16 protein-coding genes are annotated in these 15,168 nt (G+C 62.6%); 9 read left to right on the top strand and 7 right to left on the bottom strand.

The genetic code is table 11. The annotated features are described in order from the left end of the window. Window positions 1-74: 74 nt before the first annotated feature. The gene (locus ACTIGF_RS03595; RefSeq protein ID WP_439635569.1) at window positions 75-350 is read left to right on the top strand and encodes a BolA family protein; all 276 of its coding nucleotides are present in this window, start codon (window positions 75-77) and stop codon (window positions 348-350) included. Here ACTIGF_RS03595 and ACTIGF_RS03590 read toward each other — a convergent pair whose 3' ends face one another. Genes ACTIGF_RS03590 through ACTIGF_RS03580 form a run of 3 tightly spaced genes read right to left on the bottom strand, consistent with a single transcriptional unit; the run spans window position 351 to window position 3,300 of the window. Next, the gene (locus tag ACTIGF_RS03590; protein WP_439635568.1) at window positions 351-1,637 is read right to left on the bottom strand and encodes an HlyC/CorC family transporter; all 1,287 of its coding nucleotides are present in this window, start codon (window positions 1,635-1,637) and stop codon (window positions 351-353) included. Beyond that, window positions 1,637-2,743 carry a 3-dehydroquinate synthase gene (gene aroB, locus ACTIGF_RS03585; RefSeq protein WP_439635567.1) on the bottom strand — a complete coding sequence of 369 codons (1,107 nt, stop codon included), beginning with the start codon at window positions 2,741-2,743 and terminating at the stop codon, window positions 1,637-1,639. The genes ACTIGF_RS03590 and aroB overlap by 1 nt, the downstream gene beginning before the upstream one ends. Beyond that, window positions 2,740-3,300: a shikimate kinase gene (locus ACTIGF_RS03580; RefSeq protein WP_439635566.1), complete on the bottom strand. Its 561-nt coding sequence runs from the start codon at window positions 3,298-3,300 to the stop codon at window positions 2,740-2,742. The genes aroB and ACTIGF_RS03580 overlap by 4 nt, the downstream gene beginning before the upstream one ends. A gap of 121 nt (window positions 3,301-3,421) precedes the next feature. On the opposite strand from ACTIGF_RS03580, the gene ACTIGF_RS03575 reads away from it, so the two are divergent. From ACTIGF_RS03575 to ACTIGF_RS03560, 4 genes are all read left to right on the top strand, one after another. Continuing rightward, a complete protein-coding gene (locus ACTIGF_RS03575; protein ID WP_439635565.1) occupies window positions 3,422-3,562 on the top strand; it encodes a hypothetical protein in 141 nt (46 codons plus the stop codon). Beyond that, window positions 3,546-5,189 carry a hypothetical protein gene (locus ACTIGF_RS03570; protein WP_439635564.1) on the top strand — a complete coding sequence of 548 codons (1,644 nt, stop codon included), beginning with the start codon at window positions 3,546-3,548 and terminating at the stop codon, window positions 5,187-5,189. The genes ACTIGF_RS03575 and ACTIGF_RS03570 overlap by 17 nt, the downstream gene beginning before the upstream one ends. Beyond that, entirely contained in the window at window positions 5,186-6,127 is a 942-nt protein-coding gene (locus ACTIGF_RS03565) for a site-specific tyrosine recombinase XerD (protein ID WP_439635563.1), read from the top strand. Before ACTIGF_RS03570 ends, ACTIGF_RS03565 begins: the two co-directional genes overlap by 4 nt. Window positions 6,128-6,227: 100 nt before the next feature. Next, window positions 6,228-7,208 (top strand): acetyl-CoA carboxylase carboxyltransferase subunit alpha, encoded by a 981-nt coding sequence (locus ACTIGF_RS03560; protein WP_375548337.1) that lies wholly within the window; start codon window positions 6,228-6,230, stop codon window positions 7,206-7,208. 8 nt (window positions 7,209-7,216) lie between these two features. On the opposite strand, the gene ACTIGF_RS03555 is transcribed toward ACTIGF_RS03560, so the two are convergent. The 3 genes from ACTIGF_RS03555 to secA all read right to left on the bottom strand — a co-directional run bounded on the left by ACTIGF_RS03555 (window position 7,217) and on the right by secA (window position 11,656). Continuing rightward, on the bottom strand, window positions 7,217-8,308 hold the full coding sequence (locus ACTIGF_RS03555; protein WP_439635562.1) for a DUF2235 domain-containing protein: 1,092 nt from the start codon (window positions 8,306-8,308) through the stop codon (window positions 7,217-7,219). Between the two features lie 71 nt (window positions 8,309-8,379). Further along, entirely contained in the window at window positions 8,380-8,856 is a 477-nt protein-coding gene (locus ACTIGF_RS03550) for a GNAT family N-acetyltransferase (protein WP_439635561.1), read from the bottom strand. Between the two features lie 19 nt (window positions 8,857-8,875). Beyond that, a complete protein-coding gene (gene secA / locus ACTIGF_RS03545; RefSeq protein WP_439635560.1) occupies window positions 8,876-11,656 on the bottom strand; it encodes a preprotein translocase subunit SecA in 2,781 nt (926 codons plus the stop codon). A gap of 117 nt (window positions 11,657-11,773) precedes the next feature. Here secA and ACTIGF_RS03540 point away from each other — a divergent pair, with 117 nt between their 5' ends. The 3 genes from ACTIGF_RS03540 to ACTIGF_RS03530 are packed head-to-tail and all read left to right on the top strand — an operon-like array spanning window position 11,774 to window position 13,413. Then, the gene (locus ACTIGF_RS03540; protein ID WP_439635559.1) at window positions 11,774-12,766 is read left to right on the top strand and encodes a peptidylprolyl isomerase; all 993 of its coding nucleotides are present in this window, start codon (window positions 11,774-11,776) and stop codon (window positions 12,764-12,766) included. Window positions 12,767-12,826: 60 nt separating this feature from the next. Beyond that, window positions 12,827-13,252 (top strand): (deoxy)nucleoside triphosphate pyrophosphohydrolase, encoded by a 426-nt coding sequence (locus tag ACTIGF_RS03535; RefSeq protein ID WP_439635558.1) that lies wholly within the window; start codon window positions 12,827-12,829, stop codon window positions 13,250-13,252. Next, window positions 13,150-13,413: a Flp family type IVb pilin gene (locus ACTIGF_RS03530; protein WP_439636644.1), complete on the top strand. Its 264-nt coding sequence runs from the start codon at window positions 13,150-13,152 to the stop codon at window positions 13,411-13,413. The genes ACTIGF_RS03535 and ACTIGF_RS03530 overlap by 103 nt, the downstream gene beginning before the upstream one ends. A gap of 1 nt (window position 13,414) precedes the next feature. On the opposite strand, the gene ACTIGF_RS03525 is transcribed toward ACTIGF_RS03530, so the two are convergent. Further along, the gene (locus tag ACTIGF_RS03525; RefSeq protein WP_439635557.1) at window positions 13,415-14,365 is read right to left on the bottom strand and encodes a methyltransferase domain-containing protein; all 951 of its coding nucleotides are present in this window, start codon (window positions 14,363-14,365) and stop codon (window positions 13,415-13,417) included. Between the two features lie 53 nt (window positions 14,366-14,418). Here ACTIGF_RS03525 and ACTIGF_RS03520 point away from each other — a divergent pair, with 53 nt between their 5' ends. After that, window positions 14,419-15,138, top strand: a complete 720-nt coding sequence (locus tag ACTIGF_RS03520; RefSeq protein ID WP_439635556.1) for a ComF family protein — start codon at window positions 14,419-14,421, stop codon at window positions 15,136-15,138. Window positions 15,139-15,168 lie beyond the last annotated feature (30 nt).

Raw genomic sequence — 15,168 nt, 5'->3', positions numbered from 1 at the left:
GGTATTTGTAAGAGCCGTCCATGACCCCAAGTATGGGGCGCACCGGCCTGACGGACAATAAACAGAGGATGACAATGTCCAGCGTAAAGCAGCAAATTGTGGACAGACTTACCCAGGCGTTGTCGCCAGATCGCCTTGCCGTGACCGATGACAGCGCGCTTCACGCCGGTCATTCCGAGCAGGCGAGAGCGGGGGAAAGCCATTTCACCGTCGAGATCGTGTCTGACGCTTTCACGGGCCAGACCCGGGTCCAGCGCCACCGCCTGGTCAATCAGGCGCTCGGCGATCTGATGAAAGCGCAGGTTCACGCGCTCGCCATCAAGGCGAAAGCGCCCGCCGAAGCGGGGTGATCAATCGTTCGCGCCTGCGGCCTCGGGCTCTTTCTTGAGCCGCATGCGGGTGATCTGGTTGCGGCGGCGTTCCAGGATTTCAAACTGAACCCCGTGAAAGCGGAAGATCTGCCCCGCTTCGGGGATGGTCTGGGCTTCGTGGATCACCAGGCCCGCAATGGTCACCGCTTCGTCGTCGGGCAATTCCCAGTCCAGCGCCCGGTTCACGTCGCGAATGGGCGCGCCGCCATCCACAAGGATGAAGCCGTCGGGCAGACGGGTGACGCCCTCGACGGTGACATCGTGCTCGTCCTCGATCTCGCCGACGATTTCCTCGATGATGTCTTCCAGCGTCACAACGCCCATCAAGGCACCGTACTCGTCCACCACCAGGGCGAAGTGCTCGCGCTTCTGGCGGAAGGCCGTCAGCTGTTCAAGCAGTTCGGTGGTTTCGGGAATGAACCAGGGCTCGCGCTTGATCGCTTCAATGTCGAGCTTGCTGGAATCCCCGCCCGCATTGTGCAGCTCTCGCGCCAGATCGCGCACATGCAAGATGCCGACAATGTTCTCGGCGTCATCGCGATAAAGCGGCAGGCGGGTGTGCGGGCAGCTTAGCGCATCGGCCACCAATTGCTCGACCGGTTGGTCGATATCAAACATGACAAGGCTTTTGCGGTGAACCATGACGTCGTCCACCGTCAGCTCGCGCAGATCGAGCACGCCGCCCAGCATGTCGCGGTCGGTTTTCACCACGCCGCCTTCCTGGTGGTGCAAATCGATCTGACCGCGAATCTCGTCATGGGCGGACAGGACCGGGCCTTCAACCGACAGACCCAGAATGCGCAAGGTCGCGCGCACCAGCCATTGCACGGCGGCCACCACAGGCGCGAACAGCATCACGAAAATGCGGATCGGCAAGGATACGGTCAGCGCCATGCGGTCAGGATTGGACAGCGCATAGGTCTTGGGCAGCACTTCAGCGAAGATCAGCACCAATAGCGTCATCACCAAAGTGGCGATGGGCACGCCCGCTTCGCCGAACATGGCCAGGAACACCGCCGAGGCCAGCGACGCCGCCAGGATGTTCACAAGGTTATTGCCCAAAAGGATCGCGCCGATCAGGCTTTCGCGATCATCAATCAGCACGTTCACTCGCCGCGCCCGGTGATCCTTTTCTTTTTCAAGGGTCAGCATGCGCGCCTTGGAGGTGGCGGTCAGCGCGGTTTCAGAGCCTGAGAAGAACCCCGAAAAGGCCAGCAGGCACAAAATGCCAAGTCCGGTCCAGGCCATCCACGGTTCAAAAGTCATTATTCCTCAACCTCGCTGGACATGAACGCGGCCAGCTCCTTGTGATCCACATCAGTTGTGATGAAGGCATTTCCGATGGCGCGCGCAAGGATCAATGTGATCGCACCGCCCGAGTTTTTCTTGTCGTCCTGCATCCGCGCCAGCAAACGCTCTGCTGTGTAGGGTCCGCCGGGCAAGTCTGAAATCCGGGCCGGGAGCCCGATAGTCTTCAGATGGTGCTCGACACGGCGCGCGTCTTCAGCGTCGCAAAGGCCAAGCCGTTCAGAGAACCGATAGGCGAGCGCAAGACCGCAGGCGACGGCCTCGCCATGAACCAGCGCGCCTTTTGTCGCTTCCGCTTCAAACGCATGTCCGAAGGTGTGGCCCAGATTGAGCAAGGCGCGCACGCCGCCCTCACGCTCGTCCTCGGCGACGATCCTGGCCTTGAAGGCGACGGCGTCCGCGACGGCCTGCGCCAGACCGTCTCCGGTCACGGCGTCCACGCCCTGAGCTTCAAGACGGTCAAACAACGGCGCATCCTGGATCAGCCCGGCTTTGACGATCTCGGCATAGCCCGCCAAAACTTCGCGCCGGGGCAGGGTGTCGAGAAAGGCGGTGTCGGCGATCACCAGGTCCGGCTGATGAAACGCGCCGATCAGGTTTTTGCCGTGCTGTGTGTTGATGCCGGTCTTGCCGCCGACCGAGCTGTCCACCTGAGCCAACAGGGTCGTCGGGATCTGGATGAAGCGCGTACCGCGTTTGAGGATCGCTGAAGCGAACCCGGTCAGATCGCCGACCGTGCCGCCGCCAAAGGCGATCACGGGCTCGCTGCGCTCCACATTCAAATCGAGCAGGCGGTCGCACAGAGCTTCCAGCCCGCGCCAGCTCTTGGCGCGTTCTCCGCCCTCGATCTCAATCAGTTCAAGTTTCAGACCGGCTGCGTCAAAAGCCTGGGTCAGGCGAGTCGCGTGGTGGCTGAGCGCTTGGGAATCCGCAACGATGACCGCGCGTCCACGCGGAGCGCGGTTCGCAAGCCGGTCCGCGCGTGCGGACAGGGCGTCGCGACCGATCACCACTTCATAGGCGCCGGAAGCTGCGTTCACCTCGATCACGCGCAGCACGCTCATTCGCGCATTCCTTCTTGATAAGTCCTGAGGGCGTCGATCACCTGATCGGCCGATTGTTCATGGCTGCCGACCGAGGTGTCCACCACAATGTCCGCTTCGGCGTAGAGGGGCGCGCGCTCGCGTTCAAGCCGGGCCATGATCTCGGCGGGATCGCCTTGCGACAATAACGGACGGGCGCCGGGCTTGCGTCCCACGCGCTCGATCAGGACGTCGAGATCAGCCTTCAGCCAGACGGAGATGGCTTTGTCTTTCACCAGCGCGCGCGTCTCATCCTGAATGAAGGCGCCCCCGCCAAGCCCGATGATCAGCGGATCAGGTTGCGCCAGTAAGCGGTCGATCACCTTGCGCTCACCCTCTCTGAAAGCGGGCTCTCCGAAATCGGCGAAGATCTCGCTGACCGTGCGGCCGGCTGCGCGCTCGACTTCTTCGTCAGCGTCTCGGAACTCGGCGCCGAACCGCCGAGCGAGCCGTCGTCCAATCGTGGTCTTGCCCACGCCCATCAGGCCTACAAGCGTCAGATGCCGGGACAGTACGGGCGGGTTTTCAGAATTTGTCATCACACTGTAAGGCTATACGCCAATGCTGCGCAGGCGAGCAATCACTGCAGACGTCTGGAAAACGCCGCATTCGCCTGCTTAACTATCGCCACAGGGCGAGCGACATGGAAAAGGCACTCTCATGAAAACCATTCTGATCTGCTTGGGCGTAGGGCTGGTGGTCATTATCGGCGGGTTCATCGCTTTACTGGGACTGGCGGACAGTAATGCGCCGACCCCTGAAGAAGTCCGTGTCGAGGTGACAGATGCATTGGTCGATTAAAACCGCCTTGCTGGCCGCAAGCGTTCTGGCGTGCGGCCAGGCGTTCGCCCAGGCCCGGCCAGCCACTGATCAGATTGAAGTGGCCGAGTTGGGCGCCGTCGATCCGTTCGAAGTGGGCGTCAATTCAGTCCTGCCCGAAACGGTCTGGAGTTCGGGGCATGCAGGCGCGCTGAACGGTGCGCTGTCGGTGCTGCCGGATCGCGCCAGCTCAGGATGGAGCAACCCGGCTGCAGCGAGATTGGCTTTGGCCGCTTTGCGGTCCTCGGGCGAGCCGCCCCACGGCGGACGCGATGATTTCACGCTCGCCGCCAAGCGCGCTGACCGGGCGTTGTCCGCCGGGCGCGCTCAACTGGCCTATGAATTATTGGCGCGCACGCCGCGGGTGAACGAATCAGACGCGCTATCGCGCGTCTATGCGGAAACCGCGCTGGCGATGGGTCGTACCGAGGAGGCCTGCCGGGCCGCAGATGCGCTGCTGGAAGGTCGGGACGCCGCCTATTGGCTCCGCCTGCGCGCCAGCTGTCTGGCGCTGGACGGTCGCATTCCCGCCGCAGAGCTGACCGCTGAACTGGCGCGCGCCCAAGCGCAAACGCCTGCATTTGATCAGGTGTTTGACGCCCTGACTCTGAACCAGCCGGCGCCTGAAGGCTTTCGTCCGCGCACCGCGCTGCAGCTGACCCTGTTGGAAGCGCTAGCGCCGGGCGTACGCCTGTACCCGCACGAGGATGCGCCCAACTGGCTGCATCTGGCGGCGGAACGCACCGGCCCCACCATCGCCCTGCCTGAGACCTTGCCTGAAGCGCTGGAAGCGGCGGTCGTCATGGAGGGGGCCGAGCGCGCGGCGGCGCTGGGCGCCTTGATCGGGCAGGACCTTGATCGCGAGATCGCGGCCGAGGCGCTGGCCATTCGCCTGTCGGACGCGGCGCAGCAGGACCTGTTCATGGAGGCTGCTCTGACTTTCGGACCGGAAGTGGCCAGTCTGCCGATTACGGAAAACACGCTCGCCCATGGCGTTCATTTCGTGCTGGCCGCATTGGCCGCCGATGATCTTGTCGCCGCCGAGCGCTGGCGCGAAGCCTTGCTCGACGGACCGCCAGAGCCTGATCTCGCGCTTCAGCCCGCGCCAGACCTGGGCGGTTTGCCGTCTCTGGGTAGCGAAGATCTTGAGCCCGCCGACGATAAGAAAACGACGGCTCCGGTTTGGCAGCCGCCAGCGCCGGGCTTGATGGTGGCGATAGATTTCGCCCACGCCATAGCGCTCGATCAGATCGAGGATGACGCCTTCATGGCGCTGCTGGCGGCGCGGCTGGAGACGGCGACGCCTGAGCGCTTGTGTCAGGCGGCTGGCCTGGTGGCGCTCGGCGCGGATGACCAGGGCGAGTTGCAACAGGCGTTGTCAGGCCTGACCCGCCAGACGGGCGTCACGCCCCCTGCGCTGGGGCCCTTGCTGTTGGCGTCCGGCGCAGGCGCGCTGGGCGAGACGCAATTGCATGCCGCTTCACTGCTTGAACGCCATCCCGAAGACGCGGAAACCTGTGCGGCGTCCATGCTGGCGCTCGATCATACGGGATTGCGGCGGCAGGCGCTTCAATATGTGCTGGCGCGGGTCATTGAGGACGCTGCGTGAGCGCGCGCTCGATTGATCTGTTTCTTGACATGATGGCGGCGGAGCGTGGCGCGGCTCGCAATACGCTCGACGCCTATCGCCGTGACCTGGAAGACGCCGCCCAGCGGTTCGGCGGACGCGGCGTCGGCCTTGAACAGGCGCAAACCCATGATGTGGAAGCCTTGCTCGTCGATCTCGCCGCGGACGGCCTGTCGCCCGCGACATCCGCGCGACGGCTCTCCGCGCTCAAGCGCTATTACCGGTTCTTACTCAAGGAAGGGCTGCGCGCAGATGATCCGGCCAAGACCCTGTCCGGCCCCAAAAAGCCGCGCCCTCTGCCCAAAGTGTTGAGCGAAGCGCAAGTCGAGGCGCTGTTTGACGCGGCGGATCGCATGGAGGGGGCGGAGGGACTGCGCCTGCGCGCTCTGCTGGAGCTGCTTTATGCGGGCGGCTTGCGGGTCAGCGAACTTGTAACCTTGCCGCTGTCAGGCTTCGCCCGGTCAGAGCGCTGCCTGATTGTCACCGGCAAGGGCGGCAAGGAGCGGCTCATTCCCCTGACCGATGCTGCGCTGGACGCTGTGGACGCTTACAAGGCTGTGCGGGCGGAGCATTTGCCCCCGCCGAAGGCGCCAGCCTATGGCGTGGCGGCGCGTTATCTTTTCCCGTCGCGTACGGCGCGAGGCGGGCATTTGACGCGTGAGCGGTTCGCCCAGCGACTGAAAGATCTGACGCTGGCCGCAGGGCTCGACCCAGGACAGGTCAGTCCGCACGTGATGCGCCATGCGTTCGCGACGCATCTTCTGGCCAATGGCGCGGATTTGCGCAGCGTTCAGACCTTGCTGGGACATGCCGATGTCTCAACGACCGAAATTTATACGCATGTGCTGGAGGCGCGGCTGAAGGCGCTGGTGCATGACGCGCACCCGTTGAGCCATGATGAGACAGGCTCTGAGGGATGAAACCGGCCCGGCATTTGCTCATAACAGTGCATAGATTGCCTCGCGCCTGAGCGCCCTTTAGTTTGCGCCCTCCACCGGGGCCCATCCACCAGGACCGTCCATGTCAGATTCTACGCGCACCTATCTCGATTTCGAACGGCCGATCGCCGAGCTTGACGCCAAGATTGAAGAACTTGAAAGCGTCCTGTCCCGGAACGGCGAAGACGCGCCTGATGCGGCGGATGAAATCGCCAAGCTGCGTCAGAAGTCGTCCGACCAGCTCAAATCGATGTATTCCAAGCTCGACGCCTGGCGCAAAACCATGGTGGCGCGTCATCCCGAGCGCCCGCATCTGCGCGATTATATCGCTGGCCTCGTGACCGATTTCGAGGATCTGGCTGGTGATCGCCGCTTTGGCGAAGACCACGCCATTGTAGGCGGCCTCGGTCGTCTGAAAGGTCGCCCTGTGGTCATCATGGGCCATGAAAAGGGTCATGACACCCAGACCCGCCTCAAGCACAATTTCGGCATGGCGCGGCCTGAAGGGTATCGCAAGGCCATGCGTTTGATGGACTTGGCGGAACGTTTCGATCTGCCGGTGGTCACCTTGGTGGATACGGCGGGCGCCTATCCCGGCATTGGCGCGGAAGAACGCGGCCAGGCCGAAGCGATCGCCCGCTCCACCGAGCGCTGCCTGACGCTTGGCACGCCGATGGTCAGCGTGGTGACGGGTGAAGGCGGATCAGGCGGCGCTGTGGCGCTGGCGTCCGCCAATACGGTGATGATGCTGGAGCACTCGATCTATTCGGTGATCTCGCCTGAAGGCTGCGCGTCCATTCTCTGGCGCGACGGCGCGCGCGCCCGTGACGCGGCGCTCGCCATGAAAGTCAGCGCGCAGGATCTGATCGAGCTCAAGATCATCGATACGATCATCGAAGAGCCTCTGGGCGGCGCGCATCGCGATCGCGCAGACACCATCCGCCGGGTGGGTGATGCGGTTGAAACCGCGCTGGCGAGTCTGGACGGGCTGAGCCCCGCCGAGCTGCGTCAGCGCCGCCGTGACCGCTTCCTGAATATTGGCCGCTCGCTTCTGGAGACCTGACGCCAGCGTCAGGCCAGAGCGTCGCGATCCACATCAACCCAGTCCTTCAAGGATGCGGGGCGGTAGTGCGCGTCCGGATCATCAAAGCGCACCCAGACGCTGGGATGGAAACACGCCAGCGACTCCTGTGATGGGGGCGGCGCTTCACGCACCTTGTCACCCAATGCGCTCAAGAGACCGCCCGGCGTCTTGAAGCGGCAGAGCGGGTCCGGCTCCAGCCGCGAATCCAGTACGGCGTGCTCAATCGACAGCCCTTGCTCACGCGCCTGATCGGCCATCCATTTCAAGGCGATGTCCGATAAGGGCGTGTTGGCCGCTTCACCGCCCCCCACGCCGCCATGCGGCCCGATGAACCAGACCTGCCGCAAGGGATCGATCTCGTTCAGGGCCTCTTTGGAGGCTTCCATCGGGGTGAGGGGGAAGGCTTTGCGCGTTTCATCCAGCGCGCAGGCATGACGGGCGTGCAGCACCTTGCGGTTCAGTTGCGCGTCGTGAAACCGGTATTCTTCGTTCAGACGCTCATTGATCTCATGATCGTCAGAGAGGTCGGGGATGCCCAAGGCGCCCACCGTGTCCCAACATCCCAGAAAATGAATGTCGGGTTCAAACCCGTTGCGTTCGCGAAACTCTCGGCACTTCCAGGATGAGGGTTTGAGATTCTTGGAGCGGTACAGCTCATAGGCTTCAGACAGCTTGCCCAGATTGCGCCTGTGCAGAAGCCCGGAATTATAGATGAGCCCCGCCAGAGACCGCACCGTGTAAGCGCCGCGTGAAAATCCGAACAGCCAGATCTCGTCGCCTTCGCAATAGTTCAGTGAGAGAAAGCGGTAGGCGTCATAGATTTTTTCTTCGAGCCCGCCGCCGAACGCGCCCTGACGTTTCTTGCGCAGCGAACTGAGGATGCGTTTGAACCAGTTTGAATCGCTATGGGTGAACGGCGTGCCGACCCCTGAATCATAAAACACGATCTGTTCTATGGGGTGGTCGGGATCCGAGGTGTCCGCAGCGCTGAGAGAAAACGCGAGCTTGGCCACATTTGTCGGCACCTGCTGGCTGATGGTCTGCCATGTGCCGTCAGAGCATACGATCAGTCGTTTCATCACCACCTCCGTGCGTCATGTATAGAACATTGACTCAGAGGGGTGGATTGCGCAATCAGGGATTTATTGATTCAGGCGAGCCTGTGCTCCAGCCAGGGCAAGGTCCTTCCCGGGATAAGCCTGGAGGGGCGGTCCTCGATGAAGCGTGCGCCCATGGCGGTGTAAAAGCCGCGTGCGTTCGGGTCTGACAGGATTTGCAAGACATTGGCGTCCGCCATACGCGCCTGATCCAACGCCCAGTCGTACAGGCGCTTGCCGAGGCCTGTGCCGATGGCGTCCGGAGATATGAACAATAGATCCAGCATGACGCCCCGCCCATCAGTCTGATCATAGGGCGTGCTGATCTGGGCGAGCCCCATGGGCGCATCATCGCGCCAGGCGGCGATGGCCCGACCGTCTTTCGCTGCGCCCGGATCCAGACGCAGGACGGTCTCCATCTTGGCCATCATGTCTTCGCCATAGCCCCAATACGCCTTGGAGCGCAGGATCATGGCGTTGACGGCGTCAAACTGATCCGGCTCCAGGCGTGAGAGGCGTATGTCAGGCATCAGGCATCAGGCTTCAGGCTCAGGCCTGGCCGATGGCGCCGTGGCAATGCTTGAACTTCTTGCCCGATCCGCACGGACAGGCGGCGTTGCGCGGCACACGGCCCCAGGTGCCCGGATCATTGGGGTCAACGCTCTGGGCGGCGACGCGCGTTGCCGTCGGCGAGGGCGTGGACTGGGCGGGACGGGGGCCGCTGTCATCCATCTCGTTCCGGCCCGTTTGCGGGTCGATATGTTGCGCCTGGATGTTCTTGGGCGGTTGCGGCGCTTCGGGCGCGGGCGAGCTTTGCGCCATGCGCAGATGGAACAGAACGCGCGTGGTTTCATAGCGCAGATCGTCAAGCAGGTGCTCGAACAGCGCAAAGGCTTCGGTCTTGAACTCGTTGAGCGGGTCGCGCTGGGCGTAGCCGCGCAGGCCCACAGCCGAGCGCAGGGCGTCCAGATTCTGCAGATGGTCACGCCAGTTCTGGTCGATGGTCTGCAACAGGATCTGCTTCTCGATCCGGCGCATCAGTTCCGGTCCGATATTGGCGGCCTTCTCGGCATAGGTCTCGTCGACCACCTTCATCAGGCGTTCGCGCATCTCTTCGTCCGCGATGCCTTCCTCGGCGGCCCAGTCCTTGATCGGCAGCTCGAGATTGAAGTGCTTGACCACCTCCTCGTTGAGCCCGTCGATATCCCATTGGTCAGCATAGGCGCGCGGCGGAATATGCTTGGTGACCAGATCCTCGACGGTCGTCTCACGCATGTCGGTAATGACGTCAGAGACGTCTTTCGCGGTCATGAACTCGATGCGCTGTTCGAAGATCGCCTTGCGCTGATCATTCATCACATCATCGTATTTGAGGATGTTCTTGCGAATGTCGTAATTGCGTTGCTCGACCTTTTTCTGGCTGGTCTCCACCGCTTTCGACATCCAGGGGTGCTGAATGGCTTCACCCTCTTTCAGGCCCAGCGTGCGCATGATGCCGTCCAGGCGCTCAGGCGCGAAGATCCGCAGCAGATCGTCTTCAACGGACAGGAAGAAAGCGGAGCGGCCCGGATCGCCCTGACGGCCAGACCGGCCGCGCAGCTGGTTGTCGATCCGGCGGCTTTCATGGCGCTCGGTGCCGATGACGAACAGGCCGCCCGCGTCCAGCGCCTGTTGTTTCTTGTCGGCGACTTCCGCTTCGAACTGCTCGCGCTTGGCTTTCAGCGCGGCGTCATCGGGTTCGCGGCCCGCGGCTTTTTCCGCGTCGACCCATTCTTGCAGATTGTAGTCCACATTGCCGCCGAGCTGAATGTCGGTGCCGCGGCCGGCCATGTTGGTGGCGATGGTCACGGCGCCCGGAGCGCCCGCTTGGGCGATGATGCCGGCTTCCTGCTCGTGGTAGCGCGCGTTCAGAACCTGGTGAACGATCTTTTTCTTCTTGAGGAAGTCAGAGAGGCGCTCGGATTTTTCAATCGACACCGTACCGACCAGAACCGGCTGGTTCTTGGCGTGCGCGTCTTCAATGGCTTTGAGGATGGCGTGGAATTTTTCGTCCTCGGTCCGATAGAGCTCATCTTCCTCGTCGATCCGCTGCACCGGGCGGTTGGTGGGGATCTCCATCACGCCGAGTGAATAGATGTCGTGGAATTCGTCGGCTTCGGTGGCCGCGGTGCCGGTCATGCCGCCAAGTTTCTTGTAGAGGCGGAAATAGTTCTGGAAGGTGATCGAGGCCAAAGTCTGGTTTTCGGGCTGGATCTCGACGGTTTCCTTGGCCTCGATGGCCTGGTGCAGACCATCCGACAGACGGCGGCCCGGCATCATGCGGCCCGTAAACTCATCAATCAGAACGACCTTCTCCTCGCGGACAATGTAATCCTTGTCGCGAACGAACAGCTTGTGCGCCTTCAGGCCCTGGTTGACGTGATGGACGACAGAGATGTTTTCGATGTCGTAGAGGTCGGCGTCGCTATCGAGGAGGTCACGCTCTTTCAGCAGCTGTTCGATATGCTCGTTGCCTTCTTCGGTGAAGGTGCACGAGCGAGCCTTTTCGTCGATGGTGAAGTCCTCATCGTCCAGCATCGGGATGATCTGGTCGATGGTCTTGTAAAAATCAGTGCGGTCTTCGGTCTGCCCCGAAATGATCAGCGGCGTGCGCGCCTCGTCGATCAGGATGGAGTCCACCTCGTCGACGATGGCGAAATGGTGCTCGGCCTTCTCCAGCGGACGGCCGCCAAACTGGACCATGTCATTGAGCGCGTACTTCATATTGTCGCGCAGATAGTCGAAACCCAGCTCGTTATTGGTGCCGTAGGTGATGTCGCAGGCATAGGCGGCGCGGCGCTCGGGGTCGCTCATGCCATGGATGATCACGCCGGTGGTCATGCCCAGCTTGGCGAACACCCGGCCCATCCATTCAGAGTCACGCTGGGCGAGGTAATCGTTCACCGTCACCACATGCACGCCCTTGCCCGGCAGCGCGTTGAGATACGCGGCGAGGGTGGAGACCAGCGTCTTGCCTTCACCCGTGCGCATTTCGGCGATATTGCCCCGGTGCAGCACGATGCCGCCCATCAGCTGCACATCGTAATGGCGCTGACCCAGTGCGCGTGTGGCGGCTTCGCGTACGGCGGCGAACGCTTCGGGCAATAGCTTGTCCAGGCTTTCGCCGTTCTCATGGCGCTCTCGAAACTCGACGGTTTTCTGCGCCAGTGCTGTATCATCAAGCCCTTGAAAGTCTGGCTCCAGCGCATTGATCTGGTCCACGATGGGACGCATGCGCTTGACCTCACGGTCATTGGAGGAGCCGAAAAGCTTGCGGGCGATGTTGAGCATGACGTATCTGCCTTGACGGGCGAACAATGAATTAAAGACGACGTGAGCGCCCGAAGCGGCCGCCTGGGCGCATCTATCACGTCGTATAAGGTCAAAGGTCACTTAAGGAGGCCCTGATTGACTGTCAATCAAGCCCGCCGACTGCGTGTAGCAGCCGCACTCATCACAATGGCGTTTATTGCGGGCTGTAACCCGCAAGGCGTTGAAGAATCACAACCCTCCAGCGCCATCTCGTCACAGTCGGGACTGCGCTTCACTGCGGACCGTGACGCGCAGCAATCACAGATCGCCGCGCGCGTGGGCGGAACGGTCATCACAATCGACGATGTGCGCCGTGAAGCGGCCGCTTTGGGATTGATCGAAAATCCGCAGGCCCTGCGCCCATCCGATCAGGAGTTCCGCGATACGCTGTCGGACCTGATTGATCAGCGGCTTCTGGCGCTGGAAGCGGTGGCGCGCGACATTCAGGACGAGGACGAAGCCTGGCGTCGTCTCGCCGCTGCTGAAGAGCGCATTCTGGGCAATATCCTGGTGGAGAACGCCATTGCGTCTGCGGTCAGCGACGACGCTGTCCAGCAAGTTTACGAGGAGCAAAGCCGTCTCGCCCCGCGCACGGAAGAGATCCGGGCGCGCCATATCCTGGTGGAGACACGGGAAGAAGCGGATGAAGTTGCGCGCCTTCTGGCCGAGGGCGGCGATTTCGGACAGTTGGCGGCGCAGGTGAGCCGGGATCTCGCTACGCGCTTCAGCGGCGGTGACCTGGGCTATTTCACCCGTTCGGGCATTCTCACCGGTTTCGCCCAGGTGGCGTTCGACACAGGCGAGGGCGAGGTCAGCGCTCCGTTTGAGACAGAATATGGCTGGCACGTCTTGCAGGTGATGGATCGCCGTCTCCAGCCGCGTGAAAGCCTGGACGAAGTGCGGCCCAACATCATCCGCTTCCTGACCTTGCAGGGCATTGATGATCTTCTGGAGGTGCTGCGCGAGAGTTATCCCGTGACCCGGGTCGCCGGTCAGGCGCCGAGCGCGCTGCGCACCACGGAGCCTGCTGTGGTCCCGCCAGCCGACATTGATACGCCCGAAGAGGCGCCGGGCGAGGATGCGCCCTAGTCATTAATGACGCATACACCCTGTCTCCCAACTCCGCTTTAACCCCAACGGTCTACTGATATGAGTTCAAATCTGTTGCTAGTCGTGGCGTGCGCGCTTGTGGACCCGGATGGACGTGTCCTGCTGGCTCAGCGCCCGACCGGCAAACATCATGCAGGCCTGTGGGAGTTTCCAGGCGGCAAGGTTGAACCGGGTGAAACGCCTGAACAGGCCCTCGTGCGCGAATTGCGCGAAGAGCTGGGGATCGAGCCATGCGAGCAATGTCTGCAGCCCTTCGCCTTTGCGTCCGAGGCCTTGGACGCCGGGGGCCATCTTCTGATGCCGCTCTTCGTGTGTCGTCGCTGGGACGGGTTCATCAACCCGACAGAGGGCCAGAAGATCGTCTGGACGCGGCCCGATCAGTTTCGCGAGTATCCGATGCCGCCCGCCGACAAGCCGCTGGCGGCGGAATTGCGCGACAGGCTGGTCGGTGCGCGCGTCGGCTGATCCGAGATGAGCGCGGAGCGACAGCGATTGAATACGGCCTGATCGTCGGTCTTCTGGGCGTTGTGGTGATCACCGCCGTGTCTTTGCTGGGCGATCAGCTGTGGCAGCTCTTGCAAATGGTCAGCAATACGATCAGCACCGCGTCTGGCGGGGCGGGTTGATCTAGCCGGCGATATCGCCTGATTTGTGTTCGGTGACGCCCAGGGCGTCAGCCAGGCGCACTTTCGCTGAGCCGGGGCGTTTGGGTTTGGGCTGATCGGGATGCGGCGCCCAGCCGGCGAAATGGATGATCTCGAACGTCGCCGGGATTTTGCCGTCCGCTTCCGCAAAGCGCTCTGAATAAGCCTGCGCGGTTTTCACAAAGAAGCTTTTCGTTGCGGGCGTGCGCGGGCGCTCAACCAGGGCATTGGTTTCGCCCATGGCGCGCAGATCGCGCATCAGGACGAACGAATTGCCATAGCGCGCCTTGACCCGGTCCACGTCCGACACCGGCAGGGCGAAGCCGGACCGGCTCAGCAAGCCCGCCATGTCCACCGTGTCGGCGAAGGGCGAAACCCGGCGCGGCGCGGGGTCGGCGTCATCAACGCTTTTCAGGCATTGGCGCAGTTCGGTCAGCGTCGATCCGCCAAGAATGGCGCCGGCGAAAAAGCCGTCGGGCTTCAGCGCGTGGTTGATCTGGATCAGCGCCCCGACAAGGTCATTGGTCCAATGCAGGTTCAGGCAGGCGAGCACCAGATCGACGCTTTCAGGTGCGATGGGCAGCTGTTCCTCATCCAGGCAGACCGCAGTCTGATCGCTCAGTCCCGCCATGCGTGGGGAGAGGTCGGTCTCAATCAGATGGTTGATCTTCCGCCGCGCCTGGGAGCGATCTTTCAGAGCGCGCCCGACGGCCCCGCCGCCGCCCAGGACCAGGCAGGTCTCAAAATCGCGGCTGACGCTTTCCACCCGGTCCAGAAGATCATCGGCGGCGCGCGCGTGCAAAAAGTCGTATGCTGTGAATTCACAGGCGGCGCGATCCCGGCGACGGGCCAGCAAGCGCCGGTCAAACAGGACAGGCGGCCCGTCTTCGGGTTGCGGGGCGGGTTTGGATGAAATCAGCGTTACCGGGGTCATGGGCCAGATATGGACCCAATGCGCTGTCAGGCAAAGCCTTGGGGCTGTGGCGCGTGTGTGCGAATCTGATCTGGCCGCCGCTATGTCCCATCACCGGCGATCCGGTTGCGGCGCCGGGAGAATTATCCGCCGAGGCCTGGTCGCAGGTGCGCTTTCTGGACGCCCCCTGGTGTGAAAGCTGCGGGCTGCCCTTTGATTATCCCATCGGCAAGGGCGCGCTGTGCGGCGCCTGCGCGGCGCAAGAGCCGGCGTGCCGCCGCATGCGGTCGGCCTTTGTCTATGACGCCGAGAGCCGGCGTCTGGTTCTGATGCTCAAGCATGCCGGGCGGACTGACGGGCTGAAAGTCTTTGGCCGCTGGATGGCGCGCGCCGGACGCGATGCGCTGGACGGGGCGGACGGGCTGATTCCCATTCCGCTGCATGCCAGCCGGTTGCGTCGCCGCCGGTTCAACCAGTCTTTTCTGCTGGCGCGCGCGGTGTCCGAGGTCACCTCACTGCCTGTGGAGCCGAACCTGGTGTTGCGCACGCGCGCCACGCCCAGTCAGGGCGGGCTCAGCGGCAAGGCGCGTCAGCGCAATGTGGCGGGCGCGTTCCGTATTCAGAAAAACGCGAAACCTTTCATCCAGGGGCGGCGTTTTGTCCTTGTGGACGATGTGCACACCACCGGCGCAACTTTGCAGGCGTGTGCAAGGGTTCTTAAACGGGCCGGCGCCGAAGATGTGACCGCGATCACGCTGGCGCGCGTTGTTAAACCCGTGGACCCGCTTACATAACAGGGCGATTGCGGAGACCCCGCTCCCCCC

The organism is Oceanicaulis sp. (assembly GCF_051859625.1).
Lineage (GTDB): Bacteria > Pseudomonadota > Alphaproteobacteria > Caulobacterales > Maricaulaceae > Oceanicaulis.
Note: the sequence above shows the minus strand (reverse complement) of the source record. Positions and strands in the feature narration are given on the sequence as shown.

Bases quoted from the DNA above. Each gene is read 5' to 3' on its own strand.
- ACTIGF_RS03595 (WP_439635569.1), top strand. From the start codon at position 75: ATGTCCAGCGTAAAGCAGCAAATTGTGGACAGACTTACCCAGGCGTTG.
- ACTIGF_RS03590 (WP_439635568.1), bottom strand. From the start codon at position 1,637: ATGACTTTTGAACCGTGGATGGCCTGGACCGGACTTGGCATTTTGTGC.
- aroB (WP_439635567.1), bottom strand. From the start codon at position 2,743: ATGAGCGTGCTGCGCGTGATCGAGGTGAACGCAGCTTCCGGCGCCTAT.
- ACTIGF_RS03580 (WP_439635566.1), bottom strand. From the start codon at position 3,300: ATGACAAATTCTGAAAACCCGCCCGTACTGTCCCGGCATCTGACGCTT.
- ACTIGF_RS03575 (WP_439635565.1), top strand. From the start codon at position 3,422: ATGAAAACCATTCTGATCTGCTTGGGCGTAGGGCTGGTGGTCATTATC.
- ACTIGF_RS03570 (WP_439635564.1), top strand. From the start codon at position 3,546: ATGCATTGGTCGATTAAAACCGCCTTGCTGGCCGCAAGCGTTCTGGCG.
- ACTIGF_RS03560 (WP_375548337.1), top strand. From the start codon at position 6,228: ATGTCAGATTCTACGCGCACCTATCTCGATTTCGAACGGCCGATCGCC.
- ACTIGF_RS03555 (WP_439635562.1), bottom strand. From the start codon at position 8,308: ATGAAACGACTGATCGTATGCTCTGACGGCACATGGCAGACCATCAGC.
- ACTIGF_RS03550 (WP_439635561.1), bottom strand. From the start codon at position 8,856: ATGCCTGACATACGCCTCTCACGCCTGGAGCCGGATCAGTTTGACGCC.
- secA (WP_439635560.1), bottom strand. From the start codon at position 11,656: ATGCTCAACATCGCCCGCAAGCTTTTCGGCTCCTCCAATGACCGTGAG.
- ACTIGF_RS03535 (WP_439635558.1), top strand. From the start codon at position 12,827: ATGAGTTCAAATCTGTTGCTAGTCGTGGCGTGCGCGCTTGTGGACCCG.
- ACTIGF_RS03525 (WP_439635557.1), bottom strand. From the start codon at position 14,365: ATGACCCCGGTAACGCTGATTTCATCCAAACCCGCCCCGCAACCCGAA.